Raw genomic sequence first — 25,707 nt, 5'->3', positions numbered from 1 at the left:
CCCCTTCAGAGCCTGCTGACCCGATACGCAAAGTTCGCGTCGGATCGGGCGCCCACAGTGATGGCCAGGATGGCGTCCTTTTCCAGCTGCACCACGCTCACCCGGGCATTGGCGCATCCCAAGGTCAGGTCAACCAAGTCCGTCTCGCCTACGCTGACTGCGAATGAAACGCGGCGGGTGCCGCGGCACGCCAGCGTCACCGCGTACGTTCCGCCGGGCAACTGCACGGTCTGCTCAGTTCTGGACTCACCGGAATTCAGGAAGCCGCTGCTCGAATAGAACGACTGCCCCTGCGATTCCGGCAAGGCCGCTTTGGCCCACTCTTTCAGGGCCTCACCTGTAACGGTTTGCTCCAGGGCTGGGTCGGGAGGAAGCACGACATTGCTGCCGGTAGTGTCTGTGGGGCTGGAATCCGCACGCCCGCCGTCGTCATAGGTGTACTCGCACGCCGCCAGCGCGCCACCCAGCACGAGCAAGAGCCCGACGGCGGCACTTGCCAGCCGTCTGGACACAACCGAGCCAGCCACCTTGCTGCCCATACGTTGACTTTACGCTGGCCTGGAAGCGCACCATAGTGCTGGCGCAAGGGGCTAATTAGCGGCGGGCACCAGCTGGTAAGCAAAAATCAGCGGGGCATCCACACTACTCGTGGAGATAGTGAGGGCGGCGGTGGCGGGGACTTTGATCTTCACCACTTCAAGGCTGCCGTTGCAGGCGGCTCCCGCGTCGGCGATTTGCTTTCCACCGGAAGAGACGGCGAAGAACACCTTTCCTCCTCCATCACAAGCCATCGTCAGTGTGTAATTCCCTGCTGGAACGCCCGGTGACTCCTTGACCAGCGGGTCCCGGTTCAGGATCTTGCCGGAATCCTCCAACGTCACGGTGCTGGCAGTGGGCAGGACTTTATCTTTCCACGCCGGTACATCGGCATGTTCGACGCTGACCGAACCCTGGCAGGCTGAGGCCGCCAGGAGCGTCCCAGCAGCAATGACAACAAGGCCTGCGCGGCGCCTTGTGGAGGAATGGTTGAGCATGCTTCCACGCTACCGGGTCCCACAACAAGGTTTTGTCCACATAGCCCAAACCGGAAACGTCTCCCATGAAGCGGCGCCCATAGACTTGCAATGTGACTCAAACCCCCGAAATATTTACCGCTGGCAATACTGACGACGCCCCGCGCAGCGACCACCCGGAGCTCCTTGCGTCGCTGGCCTCAGACCTTCGCGCCATCTCATACACGGTCGACGGCGTTGCGGAACTACTGGGGGAATCCGCCTATGCCGCATTGAACAGGGACCAAATCATTCCAGCGTTGTTGGTGAGTGAACGCATGTCCAAGAGCGGCGTGGAAAGCACCCGGGCGCTGTCCGTCATAGTGCGGCTGTGGTTGCTTGCTGTCCCACAGCCGCAGTCCGATATTGACCTTGCACTCCCCGGCGTGGGCGCCCAAGGACTCGCCCGGCTTGGACTTATCACCCTGGACGCCGGTGTTGCCACGGCCAAGGTGGATCTACGTCCCTATGGCTGGGAGGCCAATGCGGACGGCAGCGGGGGAGCGGAGCTTTGGGTAGCCAGTGATCTCGCTGCCCACCAACAAGCCGGGGTCCTAAGGCACGACCACGTTCTGGGGATAGGACGGGCATCAACAACCCTTGTCCAGACAACCATCAGGCAGCACACGCACCGTGCGCTGGACCTCGGGACAGGCTGCGGCATCCAGACGTTCCATTTGTTGCATCACTGCGAACATGTCACGGCAACGGACATCTCCGGGAGGGCGCTCGCCTTCACCCGTTTCAATCTGCTCCTTAACGCTCAGGAACTGGACCTGGATCCGAACAACCTCGAAGCCCGCGTCAGCCTGCGCCTGGGCTCGCTCCTGGAACCCGTGGCGGGGGAACGTTTCGGGCTCGTCGTCTCCAACCCGCCCTTCGTCATTACCCCGCGCAGCGCCGGTGAATCCTTGGCTGATCAATTTACATACCGCGACGGCGGCCTGCCCGGCGATGAGATCGTCGCCTCGTTGGCGCGGACCCTGGCAGGCGTCCTTGAACCCGGCGGCACAGCCCAAATGCTCGGCAACTGGGAGATCCGCACAGGGACACCATGGCATGACAGGCCTTCCTCATGGCTGAAAGGTTCGGGCCTGGACGTTTGGTTCATTCAACGTGAGCAGCTGAGCCCGGAACAGTACGCAGAGACCTGGCTGCAGGACGCTTCGGAGAACCGGGACCGCACTCACTATCAGCAGTCATACGCCGCGTACTTGGACGACTTCGCATCGAGGGATGTTGAAGGAATCGGCTTTGGCATGATCTGGCTACGCCGCCCTCAAACTTCAAACGAAGCACGCATCAGCCGGTTTGAGGAGATTACTTACCCCATTGAGCAACCTATCGGTCCCCATCTGGGCGCGGCCGTGGAACGCGCGGACTGGCTCGCTGGCAGTACTTTGCCGGAAGTACACCTTGTGGTGGCCGAGGACGTCACCGAAGAACGCCATCAGCGTCCCGGGGCGGTGCATCCAGGCGTGATCCTCCTCCGGCAAGGGGCCGGCCTTCGTCGAACAAACCTGCTCAGCACGGAGCTGGCGGGCTTTGTTTCTGCTTGTGATGGCCAATTATCCGTAAGGCAGATTGCCGGAGCCCTGGAAGCACTCCTGGGCGGCGCGGACGACTTCGATTCAGGGTCCTTCCAAGAAGGGCTTCTTGCCGAAGTACGGAATCTCGTCCTGGACGGGTTCCTCCTCCCGGATACGCAAGAGGCGTCCGTATGAACAGTGCACGGCCGCCGCGCCCGCTCGGTAGCAAGTCCTCAGTTAGTGACCCTGCTTACACTGATGAAGTGATTGCGAACAACCAGACATCCCAGGCGTCGGGCGATGCCCCTCGGCGAAAGAGGGCCGAGAAAACGGTTGAGATAACCGATCCCAAGGCTATCCGTGCATTGGCGCACGCCGCCCGCCTGGAGGTCATCTCCGAGCTCTACGCAACACAGGTAAGCCACACAGCCACTGAGCTCGCGGCCCGCACCGGCCTGACGCCCAGTGCCATGAGCTACCACCTCCGTGCACTCCAGAAATGGGGGATCGTTGCCCCGGCCGAAAATGCCGGTGACGCAAGGGAACGCCGTTGGAAGGCTGCTGGAACTGACTTCAGGATTTCAGGCGGCAGCGTGGCCAGCCCGGAGATCGCAGTGGTCGATCTTGAGCTGGATGCCTTCCGGCGCAGAGCTTCGGCTTTTGCCAAGGCCCGCGGAGAACGCCGGCAACGTGGCGAAGCGGCGGACGAGCCGGCGTCGGTGGTGCTGGCGAGCAATTTGCTGTACTTGACCAACCAGCAGCGCAAAGAGCTTTCCGAACGGATCAGGGAGGTCCTGCGGGAGTACGAACTGGACGACCCCACCCGGATTCCACAAGGTGCCGAGCGTGTTGCTACTCTGTGGTCAATGATCCCGGATGACCGCATGGCACCTGGGCACTAGGGGTCCGGCCAGCCCCTCGGATTTCCACGCCGGAACGCAGGATTCTGCAATCTATGGTGAACTAGGCCAATATGGGCACCAGCCCAATTACACATTTTTTCTGTAGGAGCACCGTGCCCAGCAAGGCAAAAACCGGCAAGAAACTCGTGATCGTGGAGTCTCCGGCCAAGAGCAAGACCATCGCCAAGTATCTTGGCGAGGGCTTCATCGTCGAGGCTTCCATCGGCCATATCCGGGATCTCCCGCAGCCATCAGACCTCCCTGCAGAACTGAAGAAGACCTCGCTGGGCAAGTTCGCCGTCGACATCGAAAACGACTTCAAGCCGTACTACGTCGTATCCCCGGACAAGAAGAAAAAGGTCGCCGAGCTCAAGGCGCAGCTGAAAGACGCTGACGCGCTCTATCTCGCAACCGATGGGGACCGCGAGGGCGAAGCCATCGCGTGGCACCTCCTTGAGGTCCTTAAACCCAAAGTTCCCGTGTATCGCATGACTTTTGGCGAAATCACCAAGGAAGCTATTCACCGTGCAATGGATAACCTTCGGGACGTCGATACCGCACTGGTTGATGCCCAGGAGACCCGGCGTATTCTGGACAGGCTCTATGGCTACGAAATCTCACCGGTTCTGTGGCGCAAGGTCGCCAGGGGGCTCTCCGCAGGACGTGTGCAGTCCGTGGTTACCCGCATGGTGGTTGACCGCGAACGCGAACGTATGGCTTTCCGGGCCGCTTCCTACTGGGACCTGACCGGCCAGTTCGGAGCCGACTCGGGATCCTTCAAGGCGAAGCTTGCTGCGGTGGACGGGTCCAAGGTCGCCAGTGGTCGTGACTTTAATGACAATGGCCAGCTCACATCCTCCAACGTGGTGCACCTGAACGAGGAACTTGCCACGTCCTTGGCCGCAGGCCTGCAGAACGCCGATTTCCGCGTTCGTTCGGTAGACACCAAGCCGTACACACGCCGTCCTGCCGCACCGTTCACCACCTCCACGCTGCAGCAGGAAGCCGGCCGAAAGCTCAGGTTCTCCTCGAAGAGCACCATGCAGGTCGCCCAGCGCCTGTACGAAAACGGCTACATCACTTATATGCGTACCGACTCCTCGGCTTTGAGCGATGAAGCTGTCACAGCAGCCCGGCGCCAGGCCGCCGAGCTCTACGGCCCCGAGTACGTGCCCCAAAGCCCGCGCGTCTACGCCAACAAAGCTGCAAATGCCCAGGAGGCCCACGAAGCCATCCGCCCCGCCGGTGACTCGTTCCGAACTCCCGCCCAGGTGGCCAAGCAGCTCAGCGGAGACGAATTCCGTTTGTACGAGCTCATTTGGAAGCGCACGGTAGCGTCCCAGATGGCTGATGCCAAGGGCTCCACAGCCACCATCCGGCTGGGTGCCGTAGCAGCTGACGGGCGCGACGCTGAATTCTCGGCCTCCGGTACCGTCATCACCTTCCCCGGCTTCCTCGCCGCCTATGAGGAGGGCAAGGACGAGAGCCGCGGAGATGAAGACTCCGATGAAGCGCGCCGGCTGCCCAACGTGGCCAAGGATGACTCCCTGCAGGCCTCGGACATCGTCGCTGTTGGGCACGAAACCTCACCGCCTCCGCGTTACACCGAAGCGTCGCTGACTGCTGAGCTGGAAAAGAGGGGCATCGGCCGTCCGTCGACCTATGCCTCCACGATTTCCACCATCCAGGATCGTGGTTATGTCCGCAAACAAGGTTCTGCCCTGGTCCCCAGCTGGATCGCTTTCTCGGTGATTCGCTTGCTTGAGCAGCACTTCACGGATTACGTCGACTACGAGTTCACCGCTGACATGGAAGGCGATCTGGACAAGATCGCCAACGGCCAAGCCGTGGGCGCAGCGTGGCTGAAGCACTTCTACTATGGTGAAGACGCTGATCCCGGGCTGTTGAGCATCGTGAACAACCTCGGCGAGATTGACGCCCGCGAGATCAACTCCGTGCCCATAGCCGAGGGCATCACCTTGCGTGTGGGTAAGTTCGGCCCGTACCTGGAAAGCAGCATTCCCACCGTTGATGAGAAGACCGGTGAAGTGGTGGAGTCCGCACGGGCCAACGTCCCGGAGGAACTCGCACCGGATGAGTTGACAGCCGCCAAGGCAATCGAGCTCATGGAAACTGCAGCTCCTGAGGAACGTGTCCTGGGAACCGATCCACACACGGGCCATACCGTGGTTGCCAAGAACGGCCGTTACGGCGCCTACGTCACCGAGATCATTCCCGAGATGACCGAGGAACAGCTGGCAAACCAGCCCGTTGAGTACTACAAGAACGGCAAGCCCAAGCCTCCAAAGAAGCCGGTGAAAGCCAAGCCACGCACAGGTTCGTTGTTCAAGTCCATGACCGTGGACAGCGTCACCCTGGATGAGGCCCTGCAGCTCATGAGCCTGCCCCGGGTGCTGGGCGAGGACGCTGAAGGAAATGTCATCACCGTCCAGAACGGCCGGTTCGGACCTTACCTGAAGAAGGGTACGGACTCCCGTTCAATCGGCTCCGAAGAAGAAATCTTCACCATCACCCTGGAACAGGCCTTGGAGATCTACTCCCAGCCCAAGCAGCGTGGTGCCCGGGCCGCCGTGCCGCCGCTGGCCGAGTTCGGCCCGGACCCCGTGTCGGAGAAGAACATTGTCGTGAAGGAGGGCCGATTCGGTCCATACATCACCGACGGCGTCACGAACATCACGGTTCCGCGCTCAACGTCCCTTGAGGAACTGACCCGGGAACGCGCCGTCGAACTTCTTGCCGAGAAGCGGGCCAAGGGCCCCGTCAAGCGGACGACTACGCGCAAGGCGCCAGCCAGGAAAGCCGCCGCCAAAAAGTAGCCAGCCAAAAGTAGCCCGGCCAAAAGCAGCCGGGCCAACAAGCAACCGGGCCAACAAGCAACCGGGCCAACAAGCAGGCGGGCCACGAGCGGCCGGCTACAAGGTGACGCCTCAACAAGACAGGGTGCGGTCCGGGAAGCCATCGAATTGCGTCCCGGACGGCATCGTGGTCGAGTAGAACCATGACTGAACAGACGGCTTCACCGGACAACGGACCCTTGAACGACCTCGAAGCGAAGCTCGCCTTGGCTGAACAGCCGGACGCCAACCCGGTAGACGTCATCCTTGCTTTCCTGAACAACGAGGTCTACCTCATCAGTTCCGAAGCAGTGGATGGACCGGACTCTGCCGTAGAGCCATTGGTCCTTTCGAACGCTGATGGACAGCCTGTTCTCGCGGTGTTCAGCCACCCGAGCCGTGTGGATGAGCGCTTCCTGGAAGCGGCCCCGCACATTCTGGGCACCATGGGTTCGGCGATCCTCGGTAACATCGGCGACGAACTGGGCATGGTCATCAACCCCGGAAGCGAATATGGCTTCGAAATCGATCCTGAGGGGATCGCCAACATCCGCCGCGACTTCAAACGGGCAGACGAGGCAGGGGAGCCAACGGAATAGCTGGCATCCTGGGCGCGGGAGGTCTGCCTGTCAGCGAAACGTGGCCGCCAAGTTGCTTCCCCGGCTTCGAATCAGTGAATAATGGCAGAATGCGTCTTGGCGTTCTCGATATCGGTTCAAACACCGTCCACCTGCTGCTCGTGGACGCCCATCCCGGTGCCCGCCCAGTGGCTTTTGCCTCCCACAAACGGCCACTCTCCCTGGTGCAATACCTCGACGGCGATGGCAACATCAACGATGCCGGCCAGACTGAGCTGATTGAGTTCGTCCTGGAGGCGTGGGAGTTCGCAGCACGCCACAAGGCCGAGGATTTGCTCGCGTTTTGTACCTCGGCAATCCGTGAGGCAACCAACGGCGCCGAGGTCCTGGCCCGGGTCAAACACGAGACCACGGTGACTCTCCAGGAGCTCACGGGCAGCGAAGAAGCGTCCATGACTTTCTTTGCCGTTCGTCGTTGGTACGGCTGGGGCGCCGGTCCGATCCTGGATCTGGACATTGGCGGGGGATCCTTCGAAATGGCCTACGGCACGGACGAACTCCCGGAATTCGCTACCTCCGTTCCGTTGGGAGCCAGCCGGCTGACGCGGGATTGGCTCCATGATGATCCACCCAGCGCCAAGAGCATCAAGGAGCTGAGGCGGTACATCCGCTCTACCCTTAAGCCTGTTGTCCGAAATTTCCACGAGCTTGGCCGGGCCAACCTGGTGGCGGGTACCTCCAAGACGTTCCGCTCCCTTGCGCGGATCGCTGGTGCTGCCCCCAGCGCCGCCGGTCCGTATGTGAAACGGGAACTCCACGCCGCCGATCTTGGCTTGTGGGCCCAGCGCATATCCGCCATGAAGGTTGAGGACCGCCTATACCTCCCAGGCGTTTCAGATGCGCGCGCCCGACAATTGCTGGCCGGGGCTCTGGTGGCGGAGGCCGCATTGGAGCTCTTTGAATTCCCTAAGATGGAAATCTGTCCGTGGGCTTTGCGGGAAGGCCTGATCCTTCGACGCCTGGACCAGTTGGTCTTCGATGATGCCGTGGATCCCGCGCCTCACGTCGGGAAGCGCAAGAAGGACAAGTCCAAGAAAAAAGCCGCCAAGGAAGGCGACAAAACGACGGACAACGACGAGCCCCAGCACACGTTTGAGGAGTTCCCTGTGCCCGTGAACAACCCTGCCCCTGCACCAATTCCGGCCCCCGTGGTAGGCGGGCTGGCTTCCTGAGATGAGCACCGACGTCGAGCCCGTTGCAAATAACCGCCATATCCCGGTGGCACTGTCCAGTGCCTCCGTCTATCCGCTGAGCGTCCATGATGCTTTCGCGGTTGCCCAGGACCTTGGTTATGAAGGTGTTGAGGTCATGGTCACCAACAACGCCGTGAGCCAGAATCCCGACGCCCTCATCCAGTTGAGCCATCGTTACCACCAGCAGATCGTCTCTATTCACGCGCCCACGCTGCTGCTCACACAGCAGGTCTGGGGAGCCGCATGGAACAAGATCGAGAAGTCCTGCCAGATGGCCAGGGAGGTCGGCTGCGACACCGTGGTGGTCCATCCACCGTTCCGCTGGCAGTCGAATTATGCCGAGAACTTCGCTGCGGGTGTTCGGGAAATTGCTGCGATGTATCAAGTGCACATCGCGGTGGAGAACATGTACCCGTGGCGCGTCCGCGGACGGGAGGCTGTTGCCTACCTGCCGCACTGGGATCCCTTGGGACAGGATTACGACGACGTCACCTGGGACTTCTCGCATGCGGCAACTGCGGGGGCAAACAGTTTGGAAGCCATCCAGGCACTAGGCAGCAAACTCCGTCACGTTCACCTCACGGATGGTTCAGGTTCCGGGAAAGACGAGCACCTGGTGCCGGGAACGGGGACGCAGCAGTGCGCGGACGCCCTCCAACACCTTGCTTCCAACGGTTTCAGTGGTGTTGTGGTGGCTGAGATTTCAACCCGCAAGGCCAAGGTGGCTGGTGAGCGTGAAGAAATGTTGGCGGAAACGCTTCGTTTCGCACGTCAGCACCTCAGCATCCCGCTGGTGCGGTCGCACGATAATTAGTAGCCAACTCGGTAATTGGAAGCCAACGCCATTAAAAGCGAAAGCACCGGCGGCCGAATCGGGAAATGGGGGAAAACCCGCCCCGGCCACCGGTGCTGTTGGCGGGCATCCCCATGCCCGCCTCATCACTCGCACCCTCAATGAGGTAACTACTAAGTTACGGACCAAGCTTGGGTGCTGCCTGCAATATTCTTGGGAACAAGCTGTGAATCCGGACAGCGTTCGACCCCTCCATGGGCAAACTGCCATGATGGTGCAATGAGCAACCGAATCGCATTCCTTGGCTGTGGATCCATGAACGAGGCAATTCTGGCCGGTCTCCTTGCCGCCGGGGCTGACCCATCCGATGTCGTCGCCACTGTCCGACGTGCCGAGCGCGCAGAAGAGCTTGCGCAGCGGTACGGCGTTATGGCGATCGCCGGCGAGGAAGAGCCTGACAACAACAAGCTCGCCGCCAAGGGTTCCGGCATAGTCATCCTTGGCGTCAAGCCAGTTGGCATTACAGACCTTGCCCGGGAAATCAGCCCGGCACTCGCGAAGGACACCGTTGTTGTGAGCGTGGCAGCTGCGGTTTCCATCGCGCAGCTTGAGGCGGCCCTCCCGGAGGGGCAGCCGGTGATCCGCACCATGCCGAACACACCCGCAAAGCTGGGTCGCGGCGTCGTATCCGTTTCGCCCGGAACGCACTGCACGCCGGAACAGCTGGAGAGGGTGAAGGCAGCGCTGGCAGGTGCCGGCAAGGTTGTGGAGGTGCCCGAGGAACAAGTGGACGCGTTGTCCGCCATCAGTGGATCCGGCCCCGCCTACGCGTTCTATTTGGCTGAGGCCATGGCCGCTGCGGGTGTTGAATTGGGGCTGGACGCCGAACTGTCCGTCATGCTGGCCCGCGAAACGGTGGCGGGCGCCGGTTTCATGCTGGCGGAACCAGGGGCGGACCCCACTGCACTTCGCGTTGCCGTAACCAGTCCCAACGGCACCACCGAGCGGGCTATCGCAGCATTCGACGACGGCGGGATCCCCCGGATCATCGCTGAGGGAGCCCGTGCGGCTGCCAACCGCGCAGCCGAGATCACAAAACAGCTGGGCTGACCGCGCCCTAGGGCCGTGCTGCGAAGCGCTCCAGGAGATCGACGTGTCCGGACACGATCAGCATGTCGTGTCCGGACACCTTGGTTTCCGGCCGTGCATACGTGAAGTCCTCACCGGGGGTCTTCACGCCGACGATCGTCACGCCGTATTTGGAACGCACCTTGGATTCCTCCAGGGTGAAGCCCACAGTTTCCTTGGGCGGATACATCTTGACGATCGCGTAGTCGTCGTCGAACTCGATGAAGTCCAGCATGCGCCCTGACACCAGGTGTGCGGCACGGACGCCGGCGTCGGCTTCCGGGTAGATCACGTGGTTGGCGCCGATCCGGCTGAGGATCTTGCCGTGGGATGGGGTGATCGCCTTGACCCAGAGGTGTTGGATGCCCAGGTCCACCAGGTTCACCGTGATGAGCACCGAGGACTCGATGGACGTGCCCACGCCCACCACGGCGGAGCTGAACTCCTGGGCCCCCAGCTGGCGCAAGGCATCGATGTTGGTGGCGTCCGCCTCAACCACGTGGGTGAGCACGGGCGCCCATTTCTGGACGAGCGTCCGGTCGCGTTCAATCGCCAGGACTTCCCGGCCTTGCTTGACCAATTGCTCGGCTGTGGCCGACCCGAACCGGCCAAGGCCAATGACCAGCACTGGTGCGTTGTGGGCGGGGCGGTTGGCCGCCCCTGTGGTACTAGCCAATGATTGGCCTCTCTTCCGGGTAGTGGTACAGCTGGCTGCGCTGGCGCAGGGCCAGGCCGGCAGCGAGGGTTACGGTGCCCACACGGCCTGCGAACATGAGTGCGGTCAGGACGTAAACGCCCGACGGCGGCAGCTCGGCGCTGAGGTTGGTGCTCAGTCCCACTGTGGCAAAGGCGGAGATGGTTTCAAAGAGCACCCTGTCCAGTGTTGCGCCGCTGATGGAGAGCAGCAGGAATGCCGCGACCGATACAAGTGTGGCGCCGGCAACAATCACCGAGATGGCCACCCGCATGGTGCCTTGGGGAATCGTGCGTCCGTAGACCTTCACATCGGCATCTCCACGGGCCTCGGCAACAATGGCGAGGAACATGACCGCGATAGTGGTCACCTTGATGCCACCCGCGGTGGACGCCGAGCCGCCGCCGGCAAACATGAGGGCATCCGTGAGGAGCATCGTGGTGGATTCCATGTGGTTCTGGTCAACCAGGTTGAACCCGCCTGAGCGCGTCATCACTGATGCAAAGAGGGAATGGATGAGCTTGTCGCCAAGATCCATGTGCGCGATGGTCCGCACGTTGTCCCATTCCATGAGCGCCCACAGGACCGTGCCGGCGAGCAGCAGGATGAAGGACACCTGGATGGTGAGCTTGGTGTGGAGGTTCCACTTCTTCCAGTTCAGGCCGTTCTGTTGCAGAACCATCACTACCGGGAAGCCGAGGCTGCCAAGGAACACGCCCAACATGAGTGGAACCAGGATCCAGAGGTCGGTCTCGTAGGGCACGATTCCGTCCGAGTGCGGCGTAAATCCGGCATTGTTGAAGGACGAGATCGAGTAGAAGACCCCGTGCCACACCGACTGCCAGAATGGCTCGCCGAGAAGCATGAAGCGGGGGATCAGGGCCAAGGCAAGGGCGCCTTCGATCACCACGGAGGTCACGATGACGATGCGCAGCAGCGTACCCACTTCACCAAGCCTGCCGGCGTTGTTCATGGCCTCCTGGGCGATGAGCTTGCCGCGTACACCTAGCCGCTTGCTGACCATGAGGGCCAACAGTGAAGCGAGGGTCAAAGTGCCAAGGCCGCCCACGAAGATGCCCACCAAAATAATGAGCTGGCCAAGGAAGGACCAGTGGGTGGCGGTGGAAACCACGGTCAGGCCGGTCACGCAGACACTGGAAACCGCCGTGAACATGGCCTGGTGCAGAGGAGTAGGTTCGCCCGAAGCCGAGGAGAACGGCAAGGACAACAAGCCTGTGAAGAGCAGGATCACCGAGGCGAAAGCGACCAGGGCCAGGCGGGCCGGGGACGTGTTGGCGATGTTGTCAATGAAGTCGCGCGCACGCGTGAAAATCCACAGACCTTCACGTTCCTGCTGGCCGGGTTGCCAGTTGGCCGGGCTCGCAGAGCGCGACTGGCTTTGAGACATGGGTTCTTCCTCGGTTGAACATGCTTTCCTGAGTAGTAAACCACTATTCCTGCAGCGTAACCGGGCGGTAGAGCTCCGCGGCCTCAGGTAGCCTGTTCTGGATGAACTCCAGGCTTGGAACAACTGCTTCCAGCATTACGCGATCCGCACTGCCAACGACGGTTGTGTGGGATCCGGCCATGACTGCTTACAACTTTGGTCCCAGCCATCCTATGGCCCCGCAGCGGCTGGAGTTAACTGCGAGGCTCGCGGAATCCCTTGGTCTTTTCAGCCACAGCCATGTGGCGGTGGAGAAGCCGGAGCTGGCCACCGACGTCGAACTTTGCTCGGTGCACAGCGCGGAGTACGTCGAGGCGGTGCGCCGCGTTAGCCAGGATCCGTCCATGCCCGAGGAAGACCGGGGGCTCGGAACCGAGGATGATCCCGCATTTGCCGGCATGCACGAGGCCAGTGCCCGGCTCGCCGGTGGTTCCCTGTTGGCTGCTGAGTCCATCCTCTCCGGGAAGGCCGTGCGCGCCGTGAATTTCAGTGGTGGATTGCATCATGCCGCGCGCGAGCGGGCCAGCGGATTCTGCGTCTATAACGACGTCGCAATCGCCATCCAGCGGCTTCTGGACGGCGGTGTGCGGCGCGTGGTGAGCATCGACGTCGATGCCCACCATGGCGACGGAACACAAAGCATTTTTTGGAATGACCCCCGCGTCATGACAATTTCCCTGCACGAATCCGGGCTTACCCTCTTTCCGGGAACGGGTTTCGCAAATGAAACCGGCGGCCCGGATGCGCAAGGCACGGTTGTCAATGTTGCGTTGCCGGCGTTCACGGGAGACGCCGCATGGCTTCGCGCCTTTCACGCGGTGGTACCGCAGCTGGTTGGAGCTTTCAATCCCGAGGTGATTGTCAGCCAGCACGGCTGTGATTCGCACCGCCTGGATCCATTGACGCACCTCAACCTCAGCGTGGACGGGCAGCGGGAGGCGGCCAGCGCCGTCGCCAGCCTTGCCGCCAGGTACTGCGATAACCGGTGGATAGCCACTGGTGGAGGTGGCTATGACATCACGGGTGTTGTGCCACGTGCGTGGAGCCACCTGATCGGGATGGTGACGCAGCGGCCGGTTCCGCTAAGCACGCCCGTTCCCGAGGCCTGGCGGACCTACGTCAGGGAAACTTACGGGGTTTGGGCGCCCGAGTCGATGAGCGATGACGTGGATGTCTGGTGGCGTTCCTGGGAAGTTGGATACGACCCCGCGGACGAGGTGGACCGGACGGTCATTGCCACGCGCAAGGAGATCTTTCCTTTGTACGGGCTCGATCCCTGGTTCGATTAGACGGTCTCGAACCACTCCCTATGATTCGGACCTCTCGGTCTGAAAGACCACGCCCGCCGCACCCACGAGCCAGCCCAGCAACGACAAAGCAAATGCTCCGATGAGGTCCGTGGACGCTTGGCCCTTGAACAGCCATAGCACCAGGACCAGCAAGCCCATGGTGATGTAAACCATGATCGCGACTATCACCCGTCCCGATAACCGTAAGGCAACCTCCGCCGGGCTGACGACGGCACTGGATTCGCCCGCGTTCGCGCTGTCCCGCTTAACCTCCGAAATGGTGAACCCCAGTGCGGATGCCGTTAGCGAACTCAGGGACGTGGCGAGGACTCCCGCCGCGGTAACCAGGGCGCCGTTCAGTTCAGGGGCCGTCAGATCACCTGTTGGAACCCAGGTGCCGACCCGAAGGAGCACGGCACTCCACACAAAGACGAAGACGGCAAGGAACACGCCGGCGATGATGTTGAAGATTTGGCGCCGAAGGAAATCAGTCATTGCCCCGCCCCCGTGCTTTTGGCGGCCGGGGCCTGGCAGCCCGGACGGACCGTGAATCCGTTTTAGCATTGGCCTTGGATAGGGTCAACGATCCACCACCGTCGCGGCACGAAACAGGGATGCCATTTGGCGTATATGTCGCTAGGGTGGGAGGCATGGTGACTGACGACGTATTTGCCGTCATAGCTGAGGCAACCAGGCGCGACATCCTGGTTTCACTCCGCTCTGGGGATAAAGCTGTAGGCGAACTGGTGGAAGAACTGGCTGCAAGCCAGCCCACTATCTCCAAGCATCTGAAGGTGCTCCGCGAGGCTGACCTCGTCAGCATGCGCGCCCAGGGGCAGAAGCGCTACTACGCGCTGAACCCGAAGCCGCTGGCAGGTGTGGCTACCTGGCTGGAAACGTTCGACGTCGGACCCTCGGCTGGTGCCGCCGTCGTACCATCCGAGGAAGCAGCGCCGCAAACGGCGGCTTCCGCTGAGGCTGTGCCCGCCGCGTCGAATGTGGAACCCACTGTGCCGGATCTCGTTGCAACTCGTGCCGAGGCCGTCAGCAAGGCCGTGAAAGTCCACTCAGATGGGGTGCCCGTCTCGCTGGATCCGGCATCGGACGACACCGTTCCGCAGCAGATTGGCCGGACTGTTGGCCGCGCTGCCACTAAAGCGGCGGATCTGCTGGCCAACCTCCCGAATCTTCCCAACCTTCCGAAATTCGGTCGCAAGCGCTAGTTCGCTCACCAACTCAATCCAACGTGATCTTGAACACCTTGTGAGGTTTCATTAGCGTCAGGTTTCCTTGCGTTTGCGGGGTTTTTCTACGGTTGTGTTAACTCTTCCCGTGGGTCACATTCTCGCTGGATGGAGATCCTACGTCCAATGATGCAACGATGACGGGACTGAATCGTCTCGTCGCCAGTCGGCGCATGGATGGATAGGAAGACGCATGGATTCGAGGCTCGAAGCTGTCCGGAACACCGTATTGGCGCGGAACCCTGGCGAGAAGGAGTTCCACCAGGCGGTCACCGAGGTCTTCGAAAGCCTGGGGCCTGTTCACGATCGGCACCCCGAATTCCTTGAGGGTGCCGTGCTGGAGCGTCTGTGCGAACCCGAACGGCAGATCATCTTCCGCGTGCCGTGGACCGACGACTCAGGCCGCGTCCACGTAAACCGCGGTTTTCGGGTGGAGTTCAATTCGGCGCTTGGCCCGTACAAAGGCGGGCTCCGGTTCCACCCGTCGGTGTACCTGGGCATCGTGAAGTTCCTCGGCTTTGAGCAGATCTTCAAAAATGCCCTTACAGGCATGCCGATCGGCGGTGGCAAGGGCGGTTCCGACTTCGATCCCCGCGGACGCTCCGACGCCGAGATCATGCGGTTCTGCCAGTCGTTCATGACTGAGTTGTACCGGCATATCGGTGAATACACCGATGTCCCGGCCGGCGATATTGGGGTTGGCGGGCGCGAGATCGGCTACCTCTTTGGCCAGTACAAGCGCATCACCAACCGCTATGAATCCGGTGTCCTCACCGGCAAGGGGATTTCCTGGGGTGGCTCGTTGGTCCGGCCGGAGGCTACCGGCTACGGCACCGTGATCTTCGCCCAGGAGATGCTCAAGACCCGTGGTGCTTCCTTTGACGGCCAGCGCGTTGTGGTGTCCGGTTCGGGAAACGTGGCCATCAATGCGATTGCCAAGGCACAATCCCTCGGTGCAACCGTGGTGGCCTGTTCCGATTCCGCCGGTTACGTCGTGGATGAGGCGGGAATCGACGTCGGGCTTCTCAGCCAGATCAAGGAAGTGGAACGCGGGCGCCTCACCGAATACGCTGCGCGCCGTTCCGGAGCCAGCCACGTAGCCGGAGGTTCCGTGTGGGACGTGAACGGCACGGTCGCGCTGCCATGCGCCACGCAAAACGAGCTCGACGGCGACGCTGCCGCCAAGTTGGTCAGCAACGGCCTGATTGCCGTAGCTGAAGGCGCCAACATGCCCTCCACGCGTTCGGCAGTGTCAGTGTTCCAGGAGGCGGGCGTTCTGTTCGGCCCGGGTAAAGCCGCCAATGCTGGTGGTGTTGCTACGTCCGCGCTGGAAATGCAGCAGAACGCCAGCCGTGATTCGTGGTCATTTGAGCACACGGAACAGCGGCTTACCGAGATCATGGTGGGCATCCATGACCGCTGCGCAGAAACCGCCGAAGAATATGGTTCGCCCGGAAACTATGTGGTGGGCGCCAATATCGGCGGATTCGTCAAGGTAGCCGACGCGATGCTGGCCCAGGGCCTGATCTAGAGCCCGCGCCCCCAACTGGGTCGCAATTAAGCGCGTTTAGCGGGCTCAAAACGTGCTTAACTGCGACCTGGTTGGGTGGGCTACTTCTGCAGCAGCCGCACGTGGTCCGGGTTCAGATCCGATACCTTGCTGACGCCCAGGAGCGCCATGGTGCGGGTCATGTCCTTCTCGAGGATCTGGATAGTGCGGTCCACGCCTTCGCGTCCGCCGGCCATGAGTCCATAGAGGTATGCGCGGCCGATCAAGGCAAAGTCTGCCCCCAAGGCGAGGGCTGCCACGATGTCGGCGCCGCTCATGATGCCCGTATCCAGCATGATCGCGGCCTTGCTGTTGTCCGCCTGCAGGGCTGCCGAAACTTCAGGCAACAAATGGAACGGGATAGGCGCCCGGTCCAGTTGGCGGCCACCATGGTTGGACAGGACGATGCCGTCGGCGCCGTGGTCCACCACCTTGCGGGCGTCTTCTACCGTCTGGATGCCCTTGACCACAAGCTTGCCCTTCCAGGTTTCACGCAGCCAATCAAGGTCCTCATACGTCAGCGTGGGGTCGAACATTGAGTTGATGAGGTCCGCCACCGTTCCCGTATACCGCGAGAGCGACGCGAAGGTCAGCGGCTCATGCGTCAGGAAGTTGAACCACCACGCGGGTCGGTAGGACGCATCCAGGACTGTCTTGAGTGTCAGCGCCGGCGGGATGGTCATGCCATTACGGACATCCCTCAGTCGAGCCCCGGCTACAGCAGTATCCACGGTCACCATGAGGGTATCGTTGCCTGCTTTGGCGGCGCGCTCGATCAACTCCAGGGAGCGGTCACGATCGGTCCAGAGGTACAGCTGGAACCAGTTGCGGCCGTCCGGAGCCGCCGTAGCAACGTCCTCGATCGAGGCCGTGCCCATCGTGGACAGCGTGTAGGGAATGCCGGCAGCTTCTGCGGCCTGCGAGCCGGCGTATTCGCCCTCGGACTGCATCATTCGGGTGAATCCGGTGGGCGCAATGCCGAAGGGGAGGCGCGATTCCTTCCCCAGAATGTCCGTGCGGAGGTCGATCCTGGAAACATCGCGAAGGATCCCGGGGCGGAATTCGATGTCCTGGAACGCCTGGCGCGCCCGGCGCAGCGTGATCTCGGCTTCCGCGGCGCCGTCAGTGTAGTCGAAGGGGGCCTGCGGCGTGCGGCGTTTGGCGATGTCGCGCAGGTCCCAGATGGTGCTGGCACGCTTGAGGCGGGCGGCCTTGCTGAATTCTGGCTTCTTGAACTGCATGAGCGGCGCCAGGTCCGACACCTTGGGGAGGCGCCGCTTCAGTGCCGGAGGTTGTACGACGGCGGGCGTCGGCTGGGGCGGCCGGCTGACGGTTTCGTCGCTCCCGGCATTGGCCGGGGCTGCTGTGATCTTCGGATCGAGGGTGTCGGTCATGCGGTTCTCCCTTGAAATTCTGTGGTCCTACCACTGTGGTCTAACCACACTGTAAGCCATGTGGTTGGACCACATCAACTAGTATTCCCGTATGCGTACCCACGAACTAGTCCTGCAGTGGATAGAAAAGCAGCTATCCGACGGCGACCTCGCCCTCGGCGGTCGGCTCCCCGGAGAGCGGGCAATGGCCGAGCAGCTGCAGGTATCCAGGACATCTGTACGGGAGGCCGTGCGGATCCTTGAAGCAATGGGTGTTGTGCGCGCGGGTGTTGGCTCGGGCAAGGATGCGGGAACTGTAGTGATCGCCGAGCCCGGCTCTGCACTGGGCTCCACGCTCCGCCTCCACGTGGCAACCCGGCACCTTCCCGTGGCCGACATCGTGGAGACCCGGGTGCTGCTCGAATCCTGGGCAGCTGCCCGGGCCAAAGTTGGCGCCCCTGCCCTTGATGAGGCGGCGGCGCTGCTCGAGCAAATGGACAACAGTCCGGACATCGAGGCGTTCCTGGCCCTTGATGCCCGGTTCCATGTGGCACTGGCACAGGCTGCCGGAAATACAGTGGTCAGTGCAATGATGGCGTCATTGCGGGGCGCCATTGAAAACTACGCCGGCGAGTTGACCGGGAACCTTCCGGATTGGAAGGCGACTTCCGAACGGCTCAGGGCCGAGCATCGCGCCATCCTCGCCGCCGTCAATGCGAACGACGGCGGCCGGGCAGCAGAGCTCGTGGCGGCCCACATCGAAGGCTTCTACAAAGAGGCCGGAGTGGGCTCGCAGACTTCCGGAGAATAGAGCAACGCGGGGTCACTTAGGGCCCATGATGGGCTTCCGGATGGGCCCTAAGTGACCCCGCGTTGCATTTCTAGGCGGGCTTGAAGGCCGGGGCTGCAGTGCTCTTGCGGATTTCCATCCTCGGCGAGAACTCATCCTGGGCTTGGGTGGTGGATTCGCCTGCTTGCTGGATCTGCTCCCGCATCCTGCGCCACGCTAGGCTCCCGAGCTCGTTGATGGGCACGGCGGCGGTGGTCAGCGGGGGAGTGGTGTACTTGGCGAACGGGATGTCGTCGAACCCCGTCACCGAGATGTCCTCCGGAACCCGCATGCCATGCTCGTGCAGGCCACTGAGCAAACCCATGGCGACGAGGTCGTTGAAGGCCAGGATGCCGGTGGCGCCACTGGCGATGATGGCCTCGGTGGATTCATGTCCGGAGTCGAAGTTGGACCCGCCGTGGAGCATTTGGAGTTCAATCTCCGGGTGCTGTTTCCGGAATTTTTCCAGGCCCACCAAGCGCTGGCGGTTGGATGCGCTGTGCTCCGGGCCGGAGAGATAGGCCAGCCGCCGGTGGCCCAGGCCCACCAAGTGCTGGGCGAGTTCCTGGATACCTTGGCCGTAGTCCACGCTGAGGCTTGGAGTGTTGGTGGCCACCGTGGTGCGGTTGATGAGTACCAGCGGATGCAGGGTAGGTGCCAGCTCTTCAAGTTCGGCATCGCCCATTCGGGGTGCGCAGAGCACCACGCCATCGCAGCGGCGACGGGCTTCTCCAGCCAGGATTGCTTCCTCGCTGGTTACTTCGGATGAATCCGCGATCAGGACGCGATACCCGTCCTGGGAGGCGGCAATGCTAAGTCCGCGGAGGATGGCCTGGAACGTGGGGTTTGCCAGGTCCGGGACAACTATGCCGATGGTGTCGGTTTTGCCCAAGGCCAGGCTTCGGCCCACCGGGTTGGGTTGGTACTTCAATTCGGCTGCCGCCGCACGGACGCGCTCGGCAATGCCGGGATCAACGGCGGCGTTACCGTTCATGACGCGGGACACTGTGGCGTGCGAGACGCCTGCCTTCTCCGCGACATCGGCAATGCCAATCCGCCGATTGGTGTTCCTCCGTGCCATGTTGCCCCTTCCGGTTGGCTGTCCGCGTGCTGCCCCTGCGTTGGGGCAATGGTTGACGGAACCGCCAGAGTCTTGATACAAAGCTTATAACGCTCTGAGAAAACGCTTTCTCATGATTCTTCCCAGATCACGCCGGGCCGTCAAGCGGTTCACTCCTGCCTTTTGAAAGGGGCCTTCCCATGGTCAACGTCGACACCGCCGAGACCCAGTCGCCCGCACCGGGCACTTCCGGGTTCTCCGCCGGAAGCACTGCCCGCCATCGGACCCGCATTGCCCTTATCGGGACCGGGGGCCGCTCCGAAATGTACATTCGCGCGATCTATGGACAGCACGCAGACGTAGCTGACCTCGTCGCCCTCTCAGACGTGAACCAGGGCCGCGTGGATTTCTACCAGGAACTCATCAAGGAACTCGGCGGAACGGAGCCGGTGGCGTTCTTCGAGCCGGCAAAGCTGACCGGGTTCATCCAGGCCAACGGCATCGAACGCGTCATTGTCACGACGCCGGACTACACCCACGCGGACTACATCGTGGAGGCGCTCGAGGCGGGTGCCGACGTCGTGGTTGAAAAGCCGCTGACGATCGATGTCGAGGGCTGCCGCCGCATCACCACTGCCGTGGCAGAAACCGGTCGGAACGTCGTAGTCACCTTCAACTACCGTTACTCGCCGCGCAACACCGCCCTTAAGGAGATCATCCAGAACGGCGTGATCGGCAAGGTCACGTCCATCGACTTCACCTGGGTGTTGGACACTGTGCACGGCGCGGACTACTTCCGCCGCTGGCACCGTGAGAAGAAGAACTCCGGGGGCCTGCTCATCCACAAGGCCTCGCACCACTTCGACCTCGTCAACTGGTGGATCAATGACGTCCCCGAGCGCGTTTTCGCCTCCGGGGGGCTCCGGTTCTATGGCGACAAGAATGCTGCCGAGCGCGGTCTGGGTGCCCGCCCGGACCGCGGCACGGTTGATGGCCTGGCGCGTGATCCGTTCCGCCTGGACATGCGGGAGGACGAACGCTTGAAGGCCCTGTACTACGACAACGAAAAGTTCGACGGCTACCTGAGGGACCAGGACGTCTTCACGGAAGGCATCACCATCGAGGACAACCTGGCCCTCGTGGTTGATTATCAGGACGGGCCCACGTTGAGTTACTCGCTGAACGCCCACAGCCCGTGGGAAGGCTACAGGGTCAGCGTCAACGGCACGGAGGGCCGCGCCGAGCTCGAAGTGGTTGAGCGCGCAGCGGTCCAATTCAGCACAGACAAGAAGACTGTGGTGGACCCCAGTGCCACGCCTGTTGAGGAAGAAGACGCCGTTCGACGAAATGGAGAGCGCCTGGTGGTCCAGCGTCACTGGGAGGCGGCCTACGAAGTCCCGATCGTCAACGGGGAGGGAGGCCACGGAGGCGGCGACAACCTGCTGCTGTCCGACCTCTTCAATGGACCCGGCGTAGACCCCCTGGGCCGTCCGTCGGGGTATATCGATGGCCTCCGTTCCGTCTCAGTCGGCATCGCCGGCAACCAGTCCCTGGACACCGAACTCCCCGTCCGCATCAGCGAACTTGGCCTGGGCATCGATCTCAGCCGCGGCCAGGCCTAACGGCCCAACACTCACGAGGACAAACACCATGAGCAGGATTTTCGTCACCGGCGGTTCCGGCCGGCTCGGCCGCAGCGTCGTGTCCGGCCTCGCCCAGGCCGGACACGAAGTGGTCTCGGTTGACCGCGACGCCATCCCGGCGGAGCAGTTGCCGGCCGGCGCCGTGCAGTACGCGGCGGACCTTTTGGCCCCGGGAGAAGCTGAGCGGCTCCTCCGGGAAACAAACCCCGACGCCGTCATCCACCTCGCTGCTATCGCGGTACCTTTCAGCGCTCCTGAGGAAGTCATCTTCAGTACCAACACCCGGCTCGCCTACGCGGTTATCAGTGCAGCCACCGACGCGGGTATTCCGAAGATTATTACGGCAAGCAGCCCCACCGCCCTGGGCTACGGCTCACCGGCCGGGTGGCTGCCGCCGTCGTTCCCGTTGGACGAGCAGACGCCGCCCAAGCCCTGGAATGCTTACGCGTTGTCCAAGCTGATCGCCGAGCAGACAGTGCAGATGTTTGCCGCGGCGCAGGGGGACAAGATCCGGTACGCAGCCTTCCGGCCTTGCTACGTCATTTCCCCCGAGGAGTGGCAGGGCGCGCCCACGCAGCAGGGCCACACGGTTCGCGAGCGGTTGCAGGATCCCGCCCTGTCCGCGCCGGCACTGTTCAACTATGTCGATGCCAGGGACGTGGCAGACTTCCTGGACGTGCTGCTGGAGAAGATGGACGCCATCCCCAACGGGCAGGTCTTCTTCGTTGGAGCGAAGGATGCCTTGGCCATTGCTCCGCTCGCTGAGCTGTTCCCGCGTTTTTTGCCGGGCAGCGGCCCGCTTACCGAACACCTGACCGGCACCAGCCCCGCGTTCTCCATCGGGAAAGCGCATGAGCTTCTGGGCTGGGAGCCCACGCGCAGTTGGCGAACCGAACTTACGACGCCCTTCGAACGCGAAGACTCAGCAGCATCAGAGCAAGCACTACTCAACGACGAGAATCACGCCGGCCTGGTCCCGGCGGGAGCAACCAAGGAGACACCATGAACTTCGACGGCGTACTGTTTTTCCCCGTCACACCCTTTGCCGAAGACGGCTCGGTGGATGTAGCCCTTCTGAAGGAGCACATCACCTCGCGCCTTCCTTACGGCCCCGGAGGTGTTTTCCCAGCATGTGGCACGGGTGAATTCCATGCGCTCTCCCTGGATGAGATCCGCACTGTGGTGGCTGCCGCCGTCGAAGCTGTTGACGGTGCTGTTCCGGTAGTCGCAGGCGCCGGCGGCCCTCTCGGCCACGCACTTGCTGCCGCCAAGGTTGCCGAGGAGGCAGGCGCCGATGCCCTGCTGGTTCTCCCGCCGTACCTCGTTACAGGGCCAACAGACGGCGTGGTTGCTTACGTCGAGGCCATCGCCGCTGCCAGTAGCCTGCCCGTGATCGTCTATCACCGTGGCACGGCGAAGTTCACTGCCGCGGCCATGACCCGCCTTACTGCCAATCCCAAGGTCATCGGGTTCAAGGACGGGATCGGGGACGTCGGCCTCGCGCAGGAAATCGTATCGGCCATCAACGCCAGCGGCCAAACCGACTTCGCACTTTTCAACGGACTCCTCACGGCAGAGCTGACCCAGGGCGCTTACCGCGGCTTGGGCATCCCGCTTTACTCCTCGGCGGCCTTTGCCATGGCTCCGGAGATTGCAAAGGCCTATTACGACGCCTACATGTCAGGCGACGAGGAACGGCGCAACGCCCTGCTCGAGGGGTTCTATTCGCCCCTTGTGAGGCTTCGGGACCAGACGCCCGGCTTTGGCGTCTCGCTGATCAAGGCAGGCCTTCGCCTGGCAGGGCTCCCGGTTGGCTCCGTGCGACCACCGCTGGTTGACCCCACGGAGGAACAGCTGTTGGAGCTCAAGTCGATCCTGGCCAAGGGCCATGAGTTGGCCGTCAGCTGATGACAGCGCGCATTACCGGACTCAGCACACGGTTGATCACGGTTCCGTTGCTGCGCAGCTGGGGTGCTGAAGCCCCAGAGAACCATGTGATCGTCACCGAACTGACCACTGACGACGGCGGCCTGGGCCACGGCTTCTCGTGGACACCTACTATTGGTCCCCAAGCGGTCAAAGCGCTCCTGGAGCACGACATCGCCCCCTTCGTCCTTGGGCTTGAGGCCAACCCGGAGATCGTCTGGGACCAGCTGTGGAAGCGTCTGCACGAAGCTGGCGGGGGAGGCCTGACCACCATCGCCATGGCCGGCGTCGACCTCGCGCTGTGGGACCTTAAAGGGCGGCAGGCGGGCACGTCCGTCACCGGGATTCTGGGCCAACGCCAGGAATCGGTGGAGGTCTATGGCTCGGGCGTGAATCTGCACTACTCCCTGGAACAGCTCGTGGAGCAGGCGCAGCGCTGGGTTGCCGCTGGTCATAAGGCTGTGAAGATCAAGGTGGGAAAGCCTGAGCTACGCGAAGACGCTGAACGGGTGGCAGCCGTTCGGCAGGTCATTGGCCCCGACCGCCTGCTCATGATTGATGCCAACCAACGCTGGGACCTGGCGCACACTTTCCGTGCCTTGGATGTTTTGGGGGAGTACGGATTGGAATGGCTTGAAGAGCCAATCCGTGCTGACGATCTGTGGGCCTACCGGCGCCTGCGTAAACATTCTCCGGTGCCTATCGCGCTTGGCGAGAACGTCCACACTATCTACCGTTTCCGTGACTTCATCGAAGCCGAAGCTGTGGACATCATCCAACCCAACATTGTCCGCGTGGGCGGCATCACGCCGTTCCGCAGGATCGTTGAGTTGGCCCGTGCGAACAGCATCAGGGTGGCGCCGCACCTTTTGCCGGAGCTCTCCGGACAATTGGCGCTCACCTTGGCTGAGGCCGTGAGCGTGGAAGAAGTCGAAGACGCTTCCTTCGAGCAACTCGGCATCCTCGCCGGGCCCTCTCCCATCCGAATCCGCAACAGCAGGCTCAGCTCCGTAGGTCGTCCAGGTCTTGGCTTCGACTTTGCCGCAACGCCGGCCGCACGTCAGAGCTCCGCCCCTGAGAGTAAAGGAAACCACATTGAGTACAGCAACTCTTGACCTGACCGAGGTTACAGCCGCTGCCGCCGCAGCCTTCAAGGTGACCGCCGCAGCGTCCGACGCCGAGCGAGCAGCCTGGCTGACCGCCGTCGCCGACGCCCTGGACGCCAACGTGACGGAACTGGTGGCCATAGCTGACTCCGAAACCAGCCTTGGCACGGTTCGGCTCACCGGTGAGGTGGCGCGGACGAGCGGCCAACTCCGGTTGTTCGCGAGGGTGATCACGGAGGGCTCGTACTTGGAGGCCGTCATCGATCACGCGGATCCTGCCGCCACCCCGCCCAGGCCTGACCTGCGCCGCATCCTGCGTCCGATTGGACCGGTGGCCGTGTTCTCGGCGTCGAACTTCCCGTTCGCGTTCTCGGTGGCCGGCGGCGACACCGCATCGGCGCTGGCTGTCGGCTGTCCGGTGATCGTCAAAGCACATTCCGGCCATCTACGACTGTCCGAGCGGACTGCCGGGATCGTGACCGAAGCCTTGGCCAAGGCCGGGGCTCCGGAGGGCACCTTCGCACTCGTGAGCGGACGCGAGGCCGGTACCGCATTGGTGCAGGATCCAGCCATCAAGGCGGTGGGCTTCACCGGGTCCATTCCCGGCGGCCGCGCACTGTTCGACCTCGCAACGTCCCGCCCGGAACCGATCCCCTTCTACGGCGAACTGGGCAGCCTGAACCCGGTGGTCATCACGGATGGTGCCTTGGCCGATCGTGCTAAAGAACTTGCTGCTGGCCTGGCTGGTTCGTTCACCCAGGGAGCGGGGCAGTTCTGCACCAAGCCAGGACTCGTTTTCATCCCTGCGGGCACCGACTTCGCTGCCCAGGTGGCTGAGGCGAGCAAGGACAAACCGACCGCCGCCATGCTGACCGAGCGGATCGCGGAGGCCTACCCTTACGGCTTGCGCAGCGTCGCTGAGCAGCCGGGTGTTGCGGTGGTGAGCGGAATTGTGGATCAGGACAGCCTGGCCGATGGCGCCGCTCCTGTGGTGTTCTCAACGAGCGCCGCCAATGTGCTGGAACGTCCGGATGAACTGCTGGAGGAGTGCTTCGGCCCCACAACTCTCCTCATTGAGTACGCCAACAACGACGAACTGTCACAGGCGCTCGCCAAAGTTCCAGGCAGCCTCACGGGCACCGTACACGCGCAGCCAGGTGAGGACATTTCAGCGCTTGTGGAGCAGCTGAGTGAGCTCGCCGGCAGGGTCCTGTTTGACGGTTGGCCCACTGGCGTTGCCGTGAACTGGTCGCAGCAGCACGGAGGACCGTACCCCGCCACCACATCGCCGTTTACCTCAGTGGGCGCTACCGCGGTTCGCCGCTTCCAGCGTCCCGTGGCTTACCAGGACGCTCCGGAAAGCATCCTGCACCCGGCCCTGCGCGAGGCGAACCCGTTGGGCATCCCGCGCCGTGTGGACGGTGTGCTGACGCTCGGCTAACTCACCTACAGCGCGC

Annotated in this window: 24 protein-coding genes; 16 read left to right on the top strand and 8 right to left on the bottom strand. The window is 62.4% G+C overall.

Annotated features, from left to right (window positions below):
• Positions 1 to 5: 5 nt before the first annotated feature.
• A complete protein-coding gene (locus AC6I99_RS17850; protein ID WP_497944460.1) occupies positions 6 to 539 on the bottom strand; it encodes a DUF6023 family protein in 534 nt (177 codons plus the stop codon).
• Between the two features lie 51 nt (positions 540 to 590).
• On the bottom strand, positions 591 to 1,034 hold the full coding sequence (locus tag AC6I99_RS17845) for a DUF6023 family protein (protein ID WP_497944461.1): 444 nt from the start codon (positions 1,032 to 1,034) through the stop codon (positions 591 to 593).
• A gap of 92 nt (positions 1,035 to 1,126) precedes the next feature.
• Here AC6I99_RS17845 and AC6I99_RS17840 point away from each other — a divergent pair, with 92 nt between their 5' ends.
• The 7 genes from AC6I99_RS17840 (at position 1,127) to proC (ending at position 10,072) form a co-directional block, all read left to right on the top strand.
• A complete protein-coding gene (locus AC6I99_RS17840; RefSeq protein ID WP_497944462.1) occupies positions 1,127 to 2,776 on the top strand; it encodes a DUF7059 domain-containing protein in 1,650 nt (549 codons plus the stop codon).
• Positions 2,773 to 3,483 carry an ArsR/SmtB family transcription factor gene (locus AC6I99_RS17835; RefSeq protein WP_224165300.1) on the top strand — a complete coding sequence of 237 codons (711 nt, stop codon included), beginning with the start codon at positions 2,773 to 2,775 and terminating at the stop codon, positions 3,481 to 3,483. The genes AC6I99_RS17840 and AC6I99_RS17835 overlap by 4 nt, the downstream gene beginning before the upstream one ends.
• Before the next feature lie 113 nt (positions 3,484 to 3,596).
• Positions 3,597 to 6,320, top strand: coding sequence for a type I DNA topoisomerase (gene topA, locus AC6I99_RS17830; protein ID WP_224165299.1), 2,724 nt, complete (start codon positions 3,597 to 3,599; stop codon positions 6,318 to 6,320).
• Between the two features lie 182 nt (positions 6,321 to 6,502).
• The gene (locus AC6I99_RS17825) at positions 6,503 to 6,937 is read left to right on the top strand and encodes an SseB family protein (protein ID WP_224165298.1); all 435 of its coding nucleotides are present in this window, start codon (positions 6,503 to 6,505) and stop codon (positions 6,935 to 6,937) included.
• 89 nt (positions 6,938 to 7,026) lie between these two features.
• Positions 7,027 to 8,148: a Ppx/GppA phosphatase family protein gene (locus tag AC6I99_RS17820; protein ID WP_497944463.1), complete on the top strand. Its 1,122-nt coding sequence runs from the start codon at positions 7,027 to 7,029 to the stop codon at positions 8,146 to 8,148.
• A 1-nt stretch (position 8,149) separates the two neighbouring features.
• Positions 8,150 to 8,983 (top strand): sugar phosphate isomerase/epimerase family protein, encoded by an 834-nt coding sequence (locus tag AC6I99_RS17815; RefSeq protein WP_216927041.1) that lies wholly within the window; start codon positions 8,150 to 8,152, stop codon positions 8,981 to 8,983.
• A 258-nt stretch (positions 8,984 to 9,241) separates the two neighbouring features.
• Positions 9,242 to 10,072, top strand: coding sequence for a pyrroline-5-carboxylate reductase (gene proC, locus AC6I99_RS17810; RefSeq protein WP_497944464.1), 831 nt, complete (start codon positions 9,242 to 9,244; stop codon positions 10,070 to 10,072).
• 7 nt (positions 10,073 to 10,079) lie between these two features.
• Here the strand turns inward: proC and AC6I99_RS17805 are convergent, their stop codons facing one another.
• Genes AC6I99_RS17805 through AC6I99_RS17795 form a run of 3 tightly spaced genes read right to left on the bottom strand, consistent with a single transcriptional unit; the run spans position 10,080 to position 12,373 of the window.
• Complete coding sequence (locus tag AC6I99_RS17805) at positions 10,080 to 10,718, bottom strand: potassium channel family protein (protein ID WP_377652913.1); 639 nt, start codon at positions 10,716 to 10,718, stop codon at positions 10,080 to 10,082.
• Between the two features lie 40 nt (positions 10,719 to 10,758).
• Positions 10,759 to 12,192 carry a TrkH family potassium uptake protein gene (locus AC6I99_RS17800; RefSeq protein ID WP_224088821.1) on the bottom strand — a complete coding sequence of 478 codons (1,434 nt, stop codon included), beginning with the start codon at positions 12,190 to 12,192 and terminating at the stop codon, positions 10,759 to 10,761.
• A gap of 43 nt (positions 12,193 to 12,235) precedes the next feature.
• A complete protein-coding gene (locus AC6I99_RS17795; RefSeq protein ID WP_224088820.1) occupies positions 12,236 to 12,373 on the bottom strand; it encodes a hypothetical protein in 138 nt (45 codons plus the stop codon).
• Here AC6I99_RS17795 and AC6I99_RS17790 point away from each other — a divergent pair.
• Complete coding sequence (locus tag AC6I99_RS17790) at positions 12,372 to 13,520, top strand: acetoin utilization protein AcuC (RefSeq protein ID WP_497944465.1); 1,149 nt, start codon at positions 12,372 to 12,374, stop codon at positions 13,518 to 13,520. The two genes, AC6I99_RS17795 and AC6I99_RS17790, sit on opposite strands and share 2 nt — an antisense overlap.
• Before the next feature lie 18 nt (positions 13,521 to 13,538).
• On the opposite strand, the gene AC6I99_RS17785 is transcribed toward AC6I99_RS17790, so the two are convergent.
• A complete protein-coding gene (locus AC6I99_RS17785) occupies positions 13,539 to 14,015 on the bottom strand; it encodes a hypothetical protein (protein ID WP_497944466.1) in 477 nt (158 codons plus the stop codon).
• Positions 14,016 to 14,170: 155 nt separating this feature from the next.
• Between AC6I99_RS17785 and AC6I99_RS17780 the strand changes: the two genes are divergently transcribed.
• The gene (locus AC6I99_RS17780) at positions 14,171 to 14,743 is read left to right on the top strand and encodes an ArsR/SmtB family transcription factor (RefSeq protein WP_497944467.1); all 573 of its coding nucleotides are present in this window, start codon (positions 14,171 to 14,173) and stop codon (positions 14,741 to 14,743) included.
• A gap of 214 nt (positions 14,744 to 14,957) precedes the next feature.
• A complete protein-coding gene (gdhA, locus tag AC6I99_RS17775; protein ID WP_497944468.1) occupies positions 14,958 to 16,295 on the top strand; it encodes an NADP-specific glutamate dehydrogenase in 1,338 nt (445 codons plus the stop codon).
• Between the two features lie 80 nt (positions 16,296 to 16,375).
• Here gdhA and AC6I99_RS17770 read toward each other — a convergent pair whose 3' ends face one another.
• Complete coding sequence (locus tag AC6I99_RS17770; protein ID WP_497944469.1) at positions 16,376 to 17,707, bottom strand: alpha-hydroxy acid oxidase; 1,332 nt, start codon at positions 17,705 to 17,707, stop codon at positions 16,376 to 16,378.
• Between the two features lie 91 nt (positions 17,708 to 17,798).
• On the opposite strand from AC6I99_RS17770, the gene AC6I99_RS17765 reads away from it, so the two are divergent.
• Entirely contained in the window at positions 17,799 to 18,497 is a 699-nt protein-coding gene (locus AC6I99_RS17765; protein WP_497944470.1) for a FadR/GntR family transcriptional regulator, read from the top strand.
• Between the two features lie 70 nt (positions 18,498 to 18,567).
• Here the strand turns inward: AC6I99_RS17765 and AC6I99_RS17760 are convergent, their stop codons facing one another.
• Positions 18,568 to 19,596, bottom strand: a complete 1,029-nt coding sequence (locus AC6I99_RS17760) for a LacI family DNA-binding transcriptional regulator (RefSeq protein WP_497944471.1) — start codon at positions 19,594 to 19,596, stop codon at positions 18,568 to 18,570.
• 179 nt (positions 19,597 to 19,775) lie between these two features.
• Here AC6I99_RS17760 and AC6I99_RS17755 point away from each other — a divergent pair, with 179 nt between their 5' ends.
• The 5 genes from AC6I99_RS17755 to AC6I99_RS17735 are packed head-to-tail and all read left to right on the top strand — an operon-like array spanning position 19,776 to position 25,691.
• A complete protein-coding gene (locus AC6I99_RS17755) occupies positions 19,776 to 21,197 on the top strand; it encodes a Gfo/Idh/MocA family protein (protein WP_497944472.1) in 1,422 nt (473 codons plus the stop codon).
• Positions 21,198 to 21,225: 28 nt separating this feature from the next.
• A complete protein-coding gene (locus AC6I99_RS17750; protein ID WP_497944473.1) occupies positions 21,226 to 22,224 on the top strand; it encodes an NAD-dependent epimerase/dehydratase family protein in 999 nt (332 codons plus the stop codon).
• A complete protein-coding gene (locus tag AC6I99_RS17745) occupies positions 22,221 to 23,126 on the top strand; it encodes a 5-dehydro-4-deoxyglucarate dehydratase (RefSeq protein WP_497944474.1) in 906 nt (301 codons plus the stop codon). Before AC6I99_RS17750 ends, AC6I99_RS17745 begins: the two co-directional genes overlap by 4 nt.
• Positions 23,126 to 24,259, top strand: coding sequence for a mandelate racemase/muconate lactonizing enzyme family protein (locus AC6I99_RS17740; RefSeq protein WP_497944475.1), 1,134 nt, complete (start codon positions 23,126 to 23,128; stop codon positions 24,257 to 24,259). Before AC6I99_RS17745 ends, AC6I99_RS17740 begins: the two co-directional genes overlap by 1 nt.
• On the top strand, positions 24,240 to 25,691 hold the full coding sequence (locus AC6I99_RS17735; RefSeq protein WP_497944476.1) for an aldehyde dehydrogenase (NADP(+)): 1,452 nt from the start codon (positions 24,240 to 24,242) through the stop codon (positions 25,689 to 25,691). Before AC6I99_RS17740 ends, AC6I99_RS17735 begins: the two co-directional genes overlap by 20 nt.
• Positions 25,692 to 25,707 lie beyond the last annotated feature (16 nt).

This window comes from Arthrobacter sp. TmtSoilC77 (assembly GCF_059739415.1).
This window is presented reverse-complemented; position numbering and strand designations above follow the sequence as displayed.